The 15,537-nt window shown below is 70.1% G+C and carries 12 protein-coding genes and 1 tRNA gene; 5 read left to right on the top strand and 8 right to left on the bottom strand.

The window, feature by feature from the left end:
- Positions 1-116 precede the first annotated feature (116 nt).
- From AC6CH0_RS14280 to AC6CH0_RS14295, 4 genes are all read left to right on the top strand, one after another.
- Entirely contained in the window at positions 117-3,863 is a 3,747-nt protein-coding gene (locus AC6CH0_RS14280; protein ID WP_498101964.1) for an SCO7613 C-terminal domain-containing membrane protein, read from the top strand.
- A gap of 76 nt (positions 3,864-3,939) precedes the next feature.
- Positions 3,940-4,013, top strand: a tRNA-Gly gene (locus tag AC6CH0_RS14285).
- Positions 4,014-4,186: 173 nt separating this feature from the next.
- Positions 4,187-4,684, top strand: coding sequence for a Dps family protein (locus AC6CH0_RS14290; protein WP_498101966.1), 498 nt, complete (start codon positions 4,187-4,189; stop codon positions 4,682-4,684).
- A 41-nt stretch (positions 4,685-4,725) separates the two neighbouring features.
- A complete protein-coding gene (locus AC6CH0_RS14295; protein ID WP_498101968.1) occupies positions 4,726-5,430 on the top strand; it encodes a hypothetical protein in 705 nt (234 codons plus the stop codon).
- Positions 5,431-5,437: 7 nt separating this feature from the next.
- On the opposite strand, the gene AC6CH0_RS14300 is transcribed toward AC6CH0_RS14295, so the two are convergent.
- From AC6CH0_RS14300 to AC6CH0_RS14335, 8 genes are all read right to left on the bottom strand, one after another.
- On the bottom strand, positions 5,438-6,100 hold the full coding sequence (locus tag AC6CH0_RS14300) for a response regulator transcription factor (protein WP_498101970.1): 663 nt from the start codon (positions 6,098-6,100) through the stop codon (positions 5,438-5,440).
- A gap of 103 nt (positions 6,101-6,203) precedes the next feature.
- Complete coding sequence (locus AC6CH0_RS14305) at positions 6,204-7,616, bottom strand: sensor histidine kinase (RefSeq protein WP_498101972.1); 1,413 nt, start codon at positions 7,614-7,616, stop codon at positions 6,204-6,206.
- Positions 7,606-9,138 (bottom strand): multicopper oxidase family protein, encoded by a 1,533-nt coding sequence (locus AC6CH0_RS14310; RefSeq protein WP_498101974.1) that lies wholly within the window; start codon positions 9,136-9,138, stop codon positions 7,606-7,608. Before AC6CH0_RS14310 ends, AC6CH0_RS14305 begins: the two co-directional genes overlap by 11 nt.
- Positions 9,139-9,225: 87 nt before the next feature.
- A complete protein-coding gene (locus AC6CH0_RS14315) occupies positions 9,226-10,710 on the bottom strand; it encodes an amidohydrolase (protein WP_498101976.1) in 1,485 nt (494 codons plus the stop codon).
- A complete protein-coding gene (locus AC6CH0_RS14320; RefSeq protein ID WP_498101978.1) occupies positions 10,707-11,351 on the bottom strand; it encodes an FMN-binding negative transcriptional regulator in 645 nt (214 codons plus the stop codon). The genes AC6CH0_RS14315 and AC6CH0_RS14320 overlap by 4 nt, the downstream gene beginning before the upstream one ends.
- A gap of 45 nt (positions 11,352-11,396) precedes the next feature.
- Positions 11,397-12,401: an Fpg/Nei family DNA glycosylase gene (locus AC6CH0_RS14325; RefSeq protein ID WP_498101980.1), complete on the bottom strand. Its 1,005-nt coding sequence runs from the start codon at positions 12,399-12,401 to the stop codon at positions 11,397-11,399.
- 8 nt (positions 12,402-12,409) lie between these two features.
- Positions 12,410-12,925 carry a ribose-5-phosphate isomerase gene (locus AC6CH0_RS14330; RefSeq protein WP_498101982.1) on the bottom strand — a complete coding sequence of 172 codons (516 nt, stop codon included), beginning with the start codon at positions 12,923-12,925 and terminating at the stop codon, positions 12,410-12,412.
- A gap of 9 nt (positions 12,926-12,934) precedes the next feature.
- On the bottom strand, positions 12,935-13,927 hold the full coding sequence (locus tag AC6CH0_RS14335) for a DUF2332 family protein (RefSeq protein ID WP_498101984.1): 993 nt from the start codon (positions 13,925-13,927) through the stop codon (positions 12,935-12,937).
- 85 nt (positions 13,928-14,012) lie between these two features.
- Between AC6CH0_RS14335 and AC6CH0_RS14340 the strand changes: the two genes are divergently transcribed.
- Complete coding sequence (locus AC6CH0_RS14340; RefSeq protein ID WP_498101986.1) at positions 14,013-15,497, top strand: SDR family NAD(P)-dependent oxidoreductase; 1,485 nt, start codon at positions 14,013-14,015, stop codon at positions 15,495-15,497.
- Positions 15,498-15,537 lie beyond the last annotated feature (40 nt).

Consider the following 15,537-nt stretch of genomic DNA (forward strand, 5'->3'; position numbering starts at 1 on the left):
CCCGGGAAAGTCTACTGCACAGGGTGAGCTCGTCGTGATGCGCGCCTCGAGCCGCCTGCCGACTCGCGCTGTGGATGAACCGTTGACGGGTGCGGCGCGCATGGCAGAGTGTGCGCATGACCGACCTCTCCCCCGGTACCCGGAACGATCTCCGGCGCTGGCCCGCCAGTGCGGCGCAACTGATCGACACGACCCTGTGCCCCGCCTGCTTCAGCGCGCTGAGCTCGGCGATGTGTTCGACGTGCGGCCTCGATCTCGCGGTTCCGGCCGGCGCCGAGCTGCTCGCGGCAGGGCAGCGCGTCCACCAGGCCGAGGCGAGTCGGCAATCGGTGATCACGGGCATGCGCGCGGCGCAGGTATCGAGTGCGTCGGATGCCGCGGCCGCCCTCTCCGCGTCGATCACCGCCCAGGCGGCAGCATCGGCCGGCGCGGCGGCACCGGCGATCCCGGCTCCGCAGCAACCGGCCCCGACCACGGTGGTCGAGCCGGCGCAGCAAGCCTCGACCCAGGCCGCCGCGCCGGTCGGCGCGCCGACGCCGGCGCCTTCCGCGCCTGCTGCATCCGGCCGCTCCGGACGATCCGGCGTGCAGGTGCTGCTGCTCACGCTCGGCGTCGTGCTGATCTCGATCACGGCGATCGTCTTCCTCTTCGTCGCCTACCTCGTGGCGAGCCTCGAGGTGCGTTCGGTCATCATCGCCGCCGCCAGCGTGCTCGTGCTCGGCGTCGCCTGGCTGCTGCGGGCGCGACGCCTGCCGGGCACCGCCGAGGGGGTGGCGTCGGTCGCGATCGTGCTGCTGCTGCTCGACGTCTGGATCGTGCGGGCCAACGACCTGTTCGGCACCGAGGCATTGAGCACGGTCGGGTACACCGGCGGCGCATTGCTCGTCGTTGCCGCCGTGCTGCTGGGAGTACGGACGGTCAGCGGCATCCGCGTCGCCGGATTCGCAGCGGCCGCCCTGGCGCCGATCGGAGTGTTCCTGCTCGCCGGCGAGGCCGCACCGGAGGGGCAGCTCAGCACCCGCTGGTGGCTCGGGTCGCTCGCCGTCGCCGTGCTCGGCTCGGCAGCCGTGATGCTGCCCCGCATCGTTGAACGCATCATCCTGCTGTCGGCGGGGTTCACCGGCGGGACGATCGCCCTGGTCACGGCGTTCTGGGCGTTCGACGACGCACCGTGGCATCAGATGTGGACGTACCTCGCCGTCGCTGCGGCGTGGCTCGCGGCGCTCGTTGCTGTGCGCGTGCGCGGCGGCTTCTCGCCGGCATGGGGGCGCATCGCAGCACTGGCGTTCGGCCTCGGACTCGCGTTGGCGCCGACCGTCTCGATCGCGACCGAACTCGACTCCGAAGTCGCCCTCTGGCTCGCACCGGCCGCCGCCGGATTCGTCAGCTGCCTGATCGCGGCCGGCGTTCGCCTGCGCGGACAGCCGTCTCACGACTCGACGTGGGCCTGCGTCGCCGCCGTGGTCGTCGCCGTCGCGTCGTCAGTTCCGGCCGCCGTGCTCGGCCTGAGCGCCATCGCCGCCAGAGTCACGACGACCCTGCCGCCCTGGAACCTCGGCCTCGACGAGCCGCTCGACACCCTGGCACCCGACAGCGATCTCGCAATCGTGCTGGTGCCGTTCGTCGTCGCCATCGGCGCACTGGTTGTCGCAATGCTGATCCGTCGCGCCCGCACGCTGGCCGCGATTCCCATCGGGGCGTCGCTCGCCGGCGCCCTCGTCGCGGCGTCCGTGGCTCCGAACGTCACCGTCACCTCGTTCGGACTGCTCGCCGTCGCGGGCGGCGCTCTGGCGCTGGCGATCGTCCTCCGACGCTTCGCGCTGCCCGCACTGCTCGTGCCGCTCGTCGTCATCGGCGTCGCCGGCGCAGCGCTCGCCTGGTGCGTGGGCTACTCGAGCTCGGCGCTCTGGCCGTGGGTCACGGCACTCGTCGTCGTACTCGCGGTGATCGGCAGGGTGTTCTCGCGTCGTGTCTGGCCCGATGACGCCGGCGCGGCGATCGGCTCGGCGCATCTCGCGATCGCTTCCACGCTCGTCGTCGGCGCCGTGGCATCGGTTCCCTTCTGGATCACGGCCTCCGAAGTACGTCTCGCGGCATCGTGGACCTCCCCGTGGATGTGGCTCGCCACCACCACGGCAGCCGTGCTGGCCGCAGCCGCCGTGATGCGACGAGGTTCCACGAGCGATCGGCTCGCTTCGATCGTGCCGCTGTTCGCGGCATCCGTCATCTCGGGGTTCGCACTCTCCTTCGACACCGGTGCAGCGCTCCGCTGGTTGCCTGCGCTCGTGTTCGTCGTCGCGGGCATCCTGTGGGTCCGCGTCGGCTCCCCCACAGCGCTTCGCGTCCCGTTCGCCGCGGCGACGCCGCTCGCGCTCGCCGCCACGTCGGCGATCGCCGTCGAGCTGATCTTCGGGTCGGAGTTCGTGGCGATCGGCCTCGCCGGCGCCACGCTGCTCGGGGCTGCCCTTGCACATCTGGTACCGACTCGACGCGGTGCTGCGCGGCCGGTCTGGGCCGGCGCGGTCGGCCTCGCGGGTCTTGCCGCACTCACGACGACGATGACGAGTTGGCCGGCGGCGGATACGACCTGGCTCGCACTGCTGGTGCTGACCCCGGTACCCATCGTTCTCGCCGCACTCACTGGCGACCCGATCGCCGGTCAGCAGCCGGGCAGGCATCTCGCCTGGCTGAGCCTCGGGCTCGCTGTCGCGACGGTGTGGAGCTGGCTGGCCGGCGACGGGGTCGACAATGTCGAGGCGTACACGCTCCCCCTCGCCGCTGCACTCGCGATCACTGGCGGGCTCATCACCTGGCGGCGGCTCAACAGTGGCGCCCTCGGCGGCGGCCGCACGGCGCTGTTCGGTGCCGCGGCGGCGATCGCCGTACTGCCGAGTGTCGGATCGGCCGCCGAGTCCGAACTCCGCACACTGCTCCTCGCCGCGATCGGCATCGTGGTGGCGATCGCCGCGGTATTCCTCCCCGAGACGGCACGCGCCGTGCCAGTGCGACTCCTCGGGGTGATCTCCGGGTGGGCCGCCGTCACCGGCGCAGGCCTGGTCCGCGGGTCAGCCATCGCTCGTGACCTCGGCGACAGCGTGCTGCTCGTCGAGTTCTGGCCCCTCGTGGCCCTCGCGGCCGGCCTGGCGCTCGCGGTGATGTGGGTCAGGACCGAGTCGCACCCGGGTTGGGTCGGCGAGGCGATGCTCGCGGCATCCGTCGTGATCGCCGTGATTCCGACCCTGCTCGCCATCGTGGCGGGCGAGGCTTCCGCGCTGCGAGCCGCGGTGCTCTTCACGGTGCTCGCAGTGGCGCATATCGGCGCGTCGATGACGCACAGCCGCCCGTTCGCCGGACCCGAGTTCCGCTGGGCGACGCTCGGCGTACTCGTCGTCGGCGGCGTCTTCGGCCTCGCGTCGGGCACGGTCGATCCGTTCGACCTCATCACCGCACCGATCGGTCTCGCACTCATCGGCGCGGGATGGATCCGCATGCGCCGAGCCCCCGAGTCGGGCAGTTGGCCCGCCCTCGGGCCGGGCCTGGCCGTGCTGTTGCTCCCTGCGCTCCTCGCCGATTTCACCGACCCGCAGCTCTGGCGCATCGTCGCGCTCGGCGTCGTCGCGCTCGCCGCCGTCGTCGGTGGCGCGGTGCGTCGCCTGCAGGCACCCTTGCTGCTCGGCGGGGCCGTGCTGCTCGTGCACGCGATCGTGCAACTCTGGCCGTGGATCACCGCGCTCTACGAGGCGGTGTGGTGGTGGCTCTGGCTCGGCATCGCGGGAGTGCTGCTCGTGGTCCTCGCGGCGACGTATGAACGTCAGTTGCGACTGGCACGAGGCACGATCCGGTTGATCGCCGAGCTGCGGTAGCCCGCGACTGCGGGCCGAGCGTCACGATCGGCACTGCTTCGTGTACTACGATGATGCAGTGCCCGCGAGGGCGCACGGGGATGTAGCTCAATGGTAGAGCCTCAGTCTTCCAAACTGATTACGCGGGTTCGATTCCCGTCATCCCCTCCATCACCGGCTCTTGCGGTTCGTATCGACTCCGAGCCACGCCCTTCACCGGGCCCCCGTCGTTCACGGCGCGCGGCCGGATCTCGACCTGCATGAGCCGAGCCTTCCCTTCCTTGAAATACACCGGCATCCGCGTAGCGTTGAAGGAGACATACGTATCAGGGAAGGTGGACCACATGACCGACACCAAGACCGCTCCGAAGACGCCGAAGACCGGCGCGAACGCCGACGTCGCCTCGGGCGTCGCCCAGTTCCTCACGCCCGTCGTGCAGGAGCTCGTCGCCCTCGCCGTCAACGGCAAGCAGGCGCACTGGCACGTGCGCGGTGTGAACTTCATCGCCGTGCACGAGCTGCTCGACGTCGTCGTGGCACACGCGCAGGAGTGGGCCGATCTCGCCGCGGAGCGTGTCGTCGCGCTCGGCCTGCCGGTCGACGGCCGCCTGAAGTCGGTCGCCGACAAGAGCGGTGCCGCGAACCCGAAGCTCGGCTTCCAGCCCTACGACGAGGCGATCGCCGACGTCGTCGCGCAGATCGACCTCGCCGCCGAGAAGGTCGCCGAGGCGATCGAGGGCCTCGACGCGCTCGACCCGGTCAGCCAAGACGTCGCGATCGAGATCCGCCGCGGCCTCGACAAGGACCGCTGGTTCCTCTTCTCGCACGTCGCCGTGAAGTAGTCGCGATAGCGGCCTGACGGGCCCGGGTGCAGAATGCCGTTATGACGGCGGATGCATCCGGGCCCGTGTCGTCTGACGACGACGTCGCGCGACTCACCGACGCGCAGAAGTCGCTGCGCGCGCAAATGCTCGCGACCGAGCACTGGAGCCTGCTCGCATCGCGGAGCACCACGCAGAGCGAGGTACTCACCCGCATCGCGATCTTCCTCACCCTCGTCTCGGCCGGCCTCGTCACCCTCGGCGTGCTCGGCAATGCGACCGGGTTCCGCGGTTGGTTCGGCATCGCGGCGCTCGGGGTGCTGACGATGCTCGCGCTCCTCGGCGTCATCACCCAGTTGCGCGTCTTCAACACCGCCACCGAGGACCTCGCCTACGTGCTCGCGATGAATCGCCTGCGCGGCGCGTATGTCGATCTCGACCCCGGGCTCGAGCGCTACTTCGTCACCGGCACCACCGACGACGAGGCAGGTGCAGTGCGAACCTACTTCCCGTTCGCCGCGCGAGGCCGGTCGCAGGTCTTCGGCAGCTCGATGATGGTGATGCTGGTGGTGAACACCGCGCTGATCGGGCTGCTGGTGGGAGCGGTCGGCTTCGCGATCATCGGATCGATCGGCTGGTCGATCTCGCTCGGCGCCGTCGTCGCGCTGGCGTCCTTCACGCTCTGGATGCGGTTCGGCTACCGCAGCTACCGCTTCGTGATGCAGGCGCATGAGCCGCTCCGTCGCAGCAGCGGCGGTGACGGCTGACGAGACGTCAGCGCTGCAGCCAGGTGAGCACCGCGAGCACCCGGCGATGATCGGTGCCCGAGTCTTCGAGGCCGAGCTTCTGGAAGATCGAGGTGACGTTTTTCTCCACGGCGCCCACGCCGATGAACAGCTGCGTGGCGATGCCGGCGTTGGTTCGCCCCTCGGCCATGAGCGTCATCACCTCGCGCTCGCGGGGCGTCAACGTCTCGAGCGGGTCGCTGCGTCGGGCGAGCAGCTCGCGAACGACCTGCGGGTCGAGTACCGTGCCGCCCTGGCTCACCCGTTCGACCGCGTCCTCGAGTTCGTCGAGTGAGGCGACACGGTCTTTCAGCAGGTACCCCATGCCGCCCTCGCCCGACGAGAGCAACTCGTGCGCGTACGTGCCCTCGACGTACTGGCTGAGCAGCAGCACGCCGAGTTTGGGCTTGCGGCGACGCAGTTCGATTGCGGCACGCACGCCTTCATCACGAAACGTCGGCGGCATCCGCACGTCGAGCACGGCGAGGTCGGGGTCGGTCTCGTCGATCGCGGCCACGAGCGAATCGGCCTCGCCGTACGACGCGACGGTCACGAACCCCGCCTCATCGAAGAGACGCACCAGCCCCTCACGCAACAGCACGGAGTCTTCGGCGAGGACGATGCGAAGCGGCCCGCGGGCGAGGTCGGTCATGACCTCAGGGTAGCGGCGGGCGACCGACTGCCCGGGCCGCGTGTTCGGGATCTCGATACGGCCCTGGCGGGCCTCCTCGATCGACGGTGCGGCCCTGGTGTGCCTACCCGATCGGCGAACGGGCGAGCGGGGTGTACGGGATGTGCGCACCGATCGTGGTCGGGCCGCCGACGGGGCTGTCGATGATGAGCACGCCGCGCAGCCCCTGCACGCGCTCGTTGAGGCCGGCGAGTCCGTGTCCGCTCGTCAGCGTCGCGCCGCCGCGCCCGTTGTCGGTCACCCAGAGGTCGATCCAGTGCCCCGTCGCGCCGGTGTCCCTGGTCGAGACGGCGAGCCGGATGCCGCTGGCCTCCGCGTGCTTCACGGTGTTCGTGAGCAATTCGGCGGCCACGAAGTAGGCATTGCGCTCGATCGGCGCCGGCAATGCGGCATCCGTCGGCAGTGCGATCTCCATGGTGACCGGGACTGGGCTGCGCGCGGCGAGCGACTGCAGGGCGACGGCCAGCCCGCGGTCCTGCAGGATGGGCGGCGCGAAGCCGCGGGAGAGGGCGCGCAGCTCGTCGAGCGTGTCACGGGCCTGTGCGCGGGCCTCTCCGAGCAGTTCGCGCGCCGAATCGGGATCGCGCTCGAGCTTGCGCTCGATCGCGGCGAGGTCCATCTGCAGCCGCACGAGCCGCTGCTGCGGACCGTCGTGGATGTCGCGTTCGAGTCGGCGCAGCGATGCGTCCTCGGCCTGCACTGCCGCCCCGCGCGAGGCGGAGAGTTGGGCGACTTCGCGCTCGAGCGCCTCGGAGCGCCACGAGCCGAGCACGCCGCGTGCGATGACATCGTGCAGCAGCGTGAGCAGGCGGAACACGAACGGCATGGTCGCGAGGAAGATGAGCCCGACGACGAACTCGAAGATCGGCTCCGCGACGCGCGGATCGAGTTCGACGCCCTGTCCGGGCAGCAAGAAGTCGACGACGACCTCACTGAGCCAGAAGTCGCGCCCTTCGTCGGGAAGGTAGCGCTGCCAGATCCATCCGGTCGTGCCGCCGAGCGCGACCGAGGTCCAGACGACGGTGAGCGTCCATGAGACGACGCTGACGATGGGGTTGATCACCATGCCGTGGAGCAGGTAGAGCCAGTAGTGCCCGTCGACGAACGGTGCGAACATCGTGCGCCAGAAGCCCTGGTCTCGGTCGGTGTGTTCCCAGGCCGGGCGACGGATGGCGCCGCCGCCGGCCCATCGCAGCCGTACGAGTTCGAGCGTGCCGAAGCCCCGGGCGATGAAGAGCGAGGCGACGAGGATGAAGATGCCGAAGACGATGAAGATCAGGCCGAGACCGGTGAAGAAGATCGACGTCAACAGCACGAGTCCGGTGATCGCGATCGGCATCGTCACGATGAGGAACGCGAACTCCCTCGGTACCGCCGCCCACAGCGACCAGTAGCCGCGGCGCTTCGACGCGCCATCCGCTGCACCCTCGCCGGGCGTGCCCTGGCGGTCGATGCTGGTCTCGGTGTCAGTGCTCATGGTGGGTTCCCTCAGTCATCGTCGCACGCTGGCCCGGCTCGACGACGGCGAACTGGCCCATCATCCCCTGGTCTTCGTGCCACAGCAGGTGGCAGTGGTACATGTACGGCGTGTCGGCGTCGGTGTAGTCCTCGAACCGCATGAGCAGCTCGTACTCGGTCTCGGGTTCGGTGTAGATCGTGTCCTTCCACCCCGCGAGCTCGGGCGGCGGCGCTGCGCCGCCGATCGAGGCGATTCGGAACTGCACGTCGTGCACGTGGAAGCTGTGCGGCACCTGGGTCGCGTTCTCGACGATCCACCGTTCGAGCGTGTCGACCGTGACCGTCTCATCGATGCGACCCATCTCCATCGAGTCGCCGTTGATCTCGAAGCTGTCGTTGAGTTCGAAGGTGCGGGTCATCGCGACCTCCGTCTCATCGAGACCGGGGATGGCGATCAACCGCTCGGGAACCGCCGGCGCCGGGTCGAGGGAATCGGCGGCGCGCAGCTCGAGCACGTCGTACGAGTCCGTTCCGCCGTTGACGGCCGCGACGCCCGGGTGCAGCGCTGCGATCTCGGGTGTCATGCGCGATTGCAGGACGAGCCGTTCGCCGGGCGTCATGCGCACGAGCACCTCGGCGCGCTCCCCCGGCGACAGCCGAACGTGGTCGAGTTCGACGGATGCCTCCAGCAGCCCTCCGTCGGTGGCGATGAGTTCGACCGGCCGCCCGTCGCTCCAGGTGAACGCGTAGCTGCGAGCGGTCGAGGCGTTCAGGAGTCGGAGCCTCACGAGCTCGTCGTTCACCTCGAGATACGGCCCGCGGGTGCCGTTGACGATGAGCTCGTCGCCGAGACCGCCTGCGTATCCATACGGGTTCGGTTCCCGCCGTCCCTCGCTCGAGAAGCCGGTGTCCTGCACGATGACCGGCACGTCGTCGACGCCGTACTCGCGAGGCAGGTCGAGCGCAGCCTCCGCGTCGTCCTGCACGATGAACATGCCTGCGAGGCCGCGTGAGACGTGATCCTCCGTCTCGCCATGGGGATGCGGGTGGTACCAGAGCGTTGATGCCTGCTGATCGATGTCCCACTCGGGTGACCACGCGCGACCCGGGTCGACCATCTGATGCGGTCCTCCATCCATCTCAGCCGGCAGATGCATGCCGTGCCAGTGCACGGTCGTCGGTTCCTGGAGTGAGTTCGTGACGTCGACGCGCACATGCTCGCCGCGCTTGGCGACGAGCGTGGGCCCGAGGTAGCTGCCGTTGAATCCCCAGGTGCTGCTCGGCTCGCCCGGTTCGAATTCGGTTTCGCCCGCACGCGCGTCGAGCGTGAAGACGCGAGTGCCGCCGGCATCGACGGTCGCCTCAGCGAGCGGCGGGATCGCGAGCGGCGTGTCGAACTCGACCTTGCCCACGGTCGAGACGGAGCCTGGCCCGGCGACGCCGCAACCGGCGAAGGCGACGGCGACGAGCCCTCCGGCTGCGACCGCGGCGAGAGCGGAACCCATGGCGGCACGGGGCCTGCGGAGTCGTGTCTGAAGCATGACTCCAGCCTTCCGGCTGCGTGAGGACGGCCACAGCCGGTGCACGCCCCGAACCGGGCGGGGGTTTTCCCCCGACCGGTTCCCGCCTCATTCGCCGATCGACGAGTGGGTGACTCGACCGCCGACGAATGTGGCGGCGATCGGCATGGCACGGAGCTCGTCGACGGACGCCGCCAGCGGGTCGAGTTCGACGATGGTGAGGTCAGCGATGCCTCCCGCCCGAACTTCATCGCCGCGTCCGCCGGTCGATGCTGCGAGGGCCACCCGCGTCTCGATCGCCTGCTCGGGATGCCACGGTTCGCGGCCATCGCGTGCTCGTCCGACCGCGGCGGCGATCGCGACCCACGGGTCGAGCGGCGCGACCGGCGCATCTGAGCCGAGGGCGAGCTCGACTCCTGCGGCGGCGAGCTCTGCGAGCATGAACGCCCGGTCGGTGCGGCCGGCCCAGTAGCGGTCGGCGACATCTCGGTCATCCATCGCGTGCTCGGGTTGCACGCTCGCGACGACGCCGAGACGCGCGAAGCGGGCGATGTCGTCGCGCCGCAGCAACTGGGCGTGCTCGATCGAGCCGGAGCATCCGACCGCCTCGAATGCGTCGAGGACCCGCGCATTCGCCCGGTCGCCGATGGCGTGCACTGCGGGTGCGATGCCGGCCTCCGACGCGCGTCGCATGAGCGGAACGAGTTCGTCGTACGGCACCGTGGCGAGCCCGTGGGGGTGCTCGTCGGCCGCGAGTCCTCGGTACGGATCGAAGCACCACGCAGTACGTGTGTTCAGCGAACCGTCGGTGATGACCTTGTAGCCGCCGACCGTGACGAGTTCCCCGGTGCCGGGCACGGCATCGCCCGTGCGCAGTCCTTCGCCGATCGCCCGGTCGAGGTGCTGGGTGTAGACGCCGAACGTCACGCGCAGCGTGTCGAGCCCCGACGCGACGCGTCGTGCCCAGTCGTCGCGATTCCACCGCATCTCGTACTCGGTGATGCCGACCACGCCGCGGGCGGCTGCCGCACGTGCGGCATCGCCCACCCATCCGTCGAGCACCCCGTCGGCGACATCATCGATCTCGCGCACGAGCCGGAAGCAGTCGTCTTCGCGCAGCACGCCGTTCGGGAAGGCGCCGACGTCGAGGCCGTGCCGTCGCAGCGCCGCCGAGTTCGCCCAGCAGGCGTGCAGGTCGGCGGAGACGAGTACCACCGGAACCTCGCCCGAGACGGCGTCGAGCGATTCGAGGCTCGGTGCGTCGGCCCAGAGGCCGTCGCGGTAGCCGAAGCCGATCACCTCGCGATCGCCGCGAGCGACGGATGCCGCGACCGCGCGTGCGACGGCCGCAGCCGAGTCCGCTCCGGCGAGCTCGAGGCGGCGCGACACCATCGCCCACTGCGAGAAGTGCACATGGCGATCGTGCAGCCCGGGGATCACCCACCTGCCGTCGAGGTCGAGGGCTCGCGTTCCGGCGTCGGGGGCCGTAGCACCGGCCGGCGAGATCGACCGGATCTCCCCGCCCTCGATGCGCAGGTCGATGACCCGATCGTCGCCGGGGACACGGGCGTTCTGGAGGACGAGTTCGTTCACGCCCGCGCCGCCCGCAACGCCTCATGGGTGCGCCGCATCTCCGCGGCGAGCGCGGCGCTCGCGTACGGACCGTCGCCGTCGAGTTCGCCGATGATGCGGTCGACGGTCGCAGCCGGCTTGTTCTGGCTCATCTTGTTCTTCGCGACGAACCGGGTGATGGGGATGCGGAGGCCGACGGTGCCGGCGGCGATGCGGTCGGCGTACGCGGAGTCCTCGGCGGTGCCGCGCATGAGCCGCGGCTCGGGCATCGGACGCTCGAAGTGCTGGACGAGCGATTCGAGCACGTGCAGATTCTCTTCGGGACTCAGGAGTTCGGGTGTGCCGTGCAGGTGCGCGCTGACGAAGTTCCAGGTGGGCACCGCGGGGCTCTCGTCATACCACCCGGGCGAGATGTACCCGTGCGGGCCCTGCACGATGACCATCACCTCGTGCTGCCCGAGTTCGTGGACGATTTCATCGGGCCGCCCGACGTGCGTGAGCAGGGCGATGCCGTCCGCCGTCTCGTCGAGGAGCACCGGGTAGTGGGATGCCACGAGGCCCGAGGCATCCGTAGTGCTCACGATCGTCGCCCACGGGTGTTCGCGAACCAGGCGTTTCACGGCAGCGTCGCTCGCGAGGGTGAAGCTGGGGTTCTGTCGCATCGGGTCTCCTCGGGGTGTGTTTCGACGGCCGCGGTCCTGCCGAGGTCAGGCCTGGCAGGAGGGGCACCAGTACAGCTTGCGCGCGCCCATCTCTTCGAGCACGATGTTCGTTCCGCAGACCCGGCAGGGCAGCCCCTCGCGCTTGTAGACCCAGTGCCGGTCGGCGCGATTTGCCATGGCGGCGCGGTACGCCTCGGGACCGAGGTCGTCCATCGTCATCATCTGCCCGGTCTCGACGCCGATGCGCAGCAGCTGCGCCCAATCACGCCAGAGCTGACGCACCTGCTCCTCGTGCAGGAGCTTGCCCGGGGTGTGCGGGTTCTGCTGCGCGCGGAAGAGCAACTCGGCGCGATACACGTTTCCGATGCCGGCGACGACGTTCTGGTCCATGAGCAGCAAGCCGATCGGCGTCGTCTTCTTCAGGATGGTCGTCGTGAAGCGCTCCTCGGCCTCGGGTCCGGAATCGAGCAACGGATCGGGCCCGAGCCGGCCGACGACCGCTTCGACCTGCGCGGGATCGAGCACCTCGCACGCCGTCGGGCCACGCAGGTCGGCGCAGATCGTATCGGTGAGGAGGCGCACCCGCACCTGGCCGACCGGCTCGGGCGGGAACGTGGTGAGCTCGTTCCCCTCCTTCTCGGACTCCGACATGCGCAGCCGTGTCCTGCGCGGGGCGCCGATGGACTGCAGGGAGTTCTCACCCGCCGTGTCGAAGACGACCGCATCGGGGTTCGGGCCCTCGAGGAAGGTGCCCCGTTGGTTCGTCTGGCCCATGCGACCGTTCGCCGACGCGATCGTGGCATCGAGGCGGATGTCGCCTGCGAAGTCCCACGCGCCGTACATGCCGAGGTGCACGCGCAGCCACACGTCGCCCTCGAACCCGAGGAACATCTGCTTGCCCACGGCGCGGGCATCCGTCATCCGGCGCCCGTCGATCTCCGCCGCTCCCACCGCGAACCGCCCTTGCGGGCTCGAGGCGTGCACGACGTGGCCGACGAAGTTGCGTTCGAACTGCCGGGTGATGCGGTGAACGGAGTGTCCCTCGGGCATCGGAACCCTTACTCCGCAGGGGCCGCTGAGCCCGTCGAAGTGTCGACGCCCTTGCCGGCGATGTCGCCGGTCGTCTCGTACTCGGCGAGCTGGGCGATGCGGCGTACGTGCCGTTCGTCGCCCGAGAACGGTTCGGCGATGAACGCGTCGATGTAGCGGATCGCCTCTTCGACGGTGTGCTGGCGAGCACCGATGGAGATGACGTTCGCGTCGTTGTGCTCCCGCGCGAGGATCGCCGTGTCCATGCTCCAGACGAGGGCGGCGCGGACGCCGCGCACTTTGTTGGCGGCGATCTGCTCGCCGTTGCCCGAGCCTCCGAAGACCACGCCGAGGGCGCGTGCGCCAGACGCCTGGTCGCGCGCGACGCCGAGCGCCGCATTGATGCAGAACGCCGGGTAGTCGTCGAGGGCGTCGTAGTCGGTCGGACCGTGATCGATGACCTCATGACCGCCGTTGGTCAGGTGATCGACGAGCGTGCGGCTGAACTCGAGGCCGGCGTGGTCGGTCGCGATATGGATGCGCATGCGCCAAGTCTAGGGATTCGGCGCCCATGTGAGCGCACGCCCGTGGGGCTGCGCCCAGGCCCGCTGCACGCCGTCGAGGGCGAGCACGAGGTCGCTGCTGTCGTTCGGCACGTCATCGCGCACGCGGATGCCGCGGACCACGCGTCGTCCTTCGACGGAGAGCCAGTGGCCCGGCAGTGCGCCGACCTGCCGGACGAAGGCGTCACGGCCGGCCTCGTCGAGGTACATGAGCACAGCCGTGTGGAAGACGACGAGGGTGGCATCGGACGGTGCGGATGCGGCGAGCGCGGCGAGTTCCTCGTTGAGGTCGCCGCTGACGAGGTGGGGCGGCGTACGCGCGGCGATCTCGGCAGCGGCGCGGAGCCGGGCGCGGCGATCGTCGTGCTCGGGCCAGACGAGGGCGTCGAGCCAGTCGACGTCGGCGGGAGAGCGGACGTCGAGCGGAGCCAGGTCGATTCCCGCGCGCCACACGATCTCGGGAAGGGCGTTCGGCACCGGAGCCGGCGTGTCGCCGCGGAGGGTGCACTCGAGCACGACGCTGCTCGGACCGGCGAGCGGATCGAGTCGCCCATGACCCGGGTAGCGGTAGCTGTACTGGTCGGGGTACAGGCAAAGACCGGCCGAGGCCCCGACCTCGAGCAGCGCGATCGGACCTTCGATGCTGCCGAGCACGGGCAGGTGCAGGGCGCAGCGAGCGGCCTCGTTGGTCTGCGTCGCGTGAGTCAGTGCGACCTCGCGCACCCCGCCCCAGTGCGCGGCGAGCCACTCGGCGAACTCCTGGTAGGTGCCGATCGGGGCGCCGAGCAGGCGTGCGGCCGAGAAGACGAGGTTCGGTTGCCGCTTCTGCACGGGCAGTTCGTCGATGAGCTCCAGCGTCGCGGCATCCGTCGCCGCACCCGCAGCCCAAGCCTCGTACGTGGCGGACATTCCGCGTGCTTCGACCTCGGCGAAGGAGCGGTACCGGTCGGCGGTCGAAGCCGACGAATCGGTGCTCGTACTCATGCGGTCACGTTACCCCGGCACCGCTTCGGCCCGCCCACGCGTCGCACTCAGGTGATCGCGGGTCGGCGGCCCGTAGAATTCGGGCATGCCCTCCGACGCCTCCGCCTCGTTCAGCGCGCCCACGATCGACGCGCGCGATCTCGAGACCACGCTGCGGGTCCTGGCCACGCTCAGCGAGCTCGATGAGGACGACCCCGACTTCGAGACCGTGCGCCGGGCGACGGCGAAGATGTTCAAGTCGGTCAAGGTCGCGCGCAGGCTCGAGAAGCGCAAGGTCGTGCAAGACGCCGACCGCGCCGTGATCGCCGCCACGGCGACCGGCGCGCCCACCCGCATCGACGACGAGACGCGCGGCGCCGACCTCGTCAGCGGTACCGATGCACGCACCGCCGGTGAGCTGCGCGTGGCACGCCCCTGCTACATCTGCAAGCAGCGCTACACGCTCGTTGACGCGTTCTACCACCAGCTCTGCCCGAGCTGCGCGGCGATGAGCCACGCCAAGCGCGATGCGCGCACCGACCTCACCGGCAAGCGCGCCCTGCTCACCGGCGGTCGCGCGAAGATCGGCATGTACATCGCGCTGCGGCTGCTGCGCGACGGCGCGCACACGACGATCACGACCCGGTTCCCGCGCGACGCCGCACGGCGGTTCGCCGCGATGCCCGACGCCGGCGACTGGCTGCACCGCCTGAAGATCGTCGGCATCGACCTGCGCGACCCCGCCCAGGTCATCGCGCTCGCCGACGACGTCGCGGCGCAGGGATCGCTCGACATCCTCATCAACAACGCGGCGCAGACCGTGCGCCGCTCCCCCGGCTCGTACTCACCGCTCGTCGAGGCCGAGTCGTCGCCCCTGCCCGATGGCCCGATGCCCGAGCTCGTGAGCTTCGGCCACACGAACGACGCGCACCCGCTCGCCCTCGCGGATTCGGTGTCCAGCCATCCGGTGCTCTCGTCGGGACTCTTCGCCGGCACGATGACCGCCGACGACCTCACTGCGCTCGCCTTGGCGCCGGGTTCGAGCTCGCTCGCGAAACTCGCCGACCGCACGGCGATCGACGCCGGAGGCCTCGTGCCCGACCTCCACCACGAGAACAGCTGGAGCGCGGTCGTGCAGGATGTCGACCCGCTCGAGATGCTCGAGGTGCAGCTCTGCAACACGACGGCGCCGTTCATCCTCGTGAGCCGGCTGCGGGCGTCGCTGGCCGCGACGTCCGCTCGCCGCAGTTACATCGTGAACGTCTCCGCCATGGAGGGCGTATTCAGCCGCGGCTACAAGGGTCCCGGACATCCGCACACGAACATGGCGAAGGCGGCCGTGAACATGCTCACCCGCACGAGCGCGAAGGAGATGCTCGCCGACGGCATCCTCATGACGAGCGTCGACACGGGCTGGATCACGGACGAGCGCCCGCACCCCACGAAGGTGCGGCTCGCCGAGGAGGGCTTCCACGCCCCGCTCGACCTCGTCGACGGTGCCGCGCGGGTCTACGACCCGATCGTCCGCGGCGAGGCCGGCGAAGACGTCACCGGGGTGTTCCTGAAGGACTACGCGCGCGCCGATTGGTGATGCGCACCCGGTGACCGCGCGACCGTCGAGGGCTAGGCTG

It is taken from the genome of Agromyces sp. GQ35, assembly GCF_059758475.1.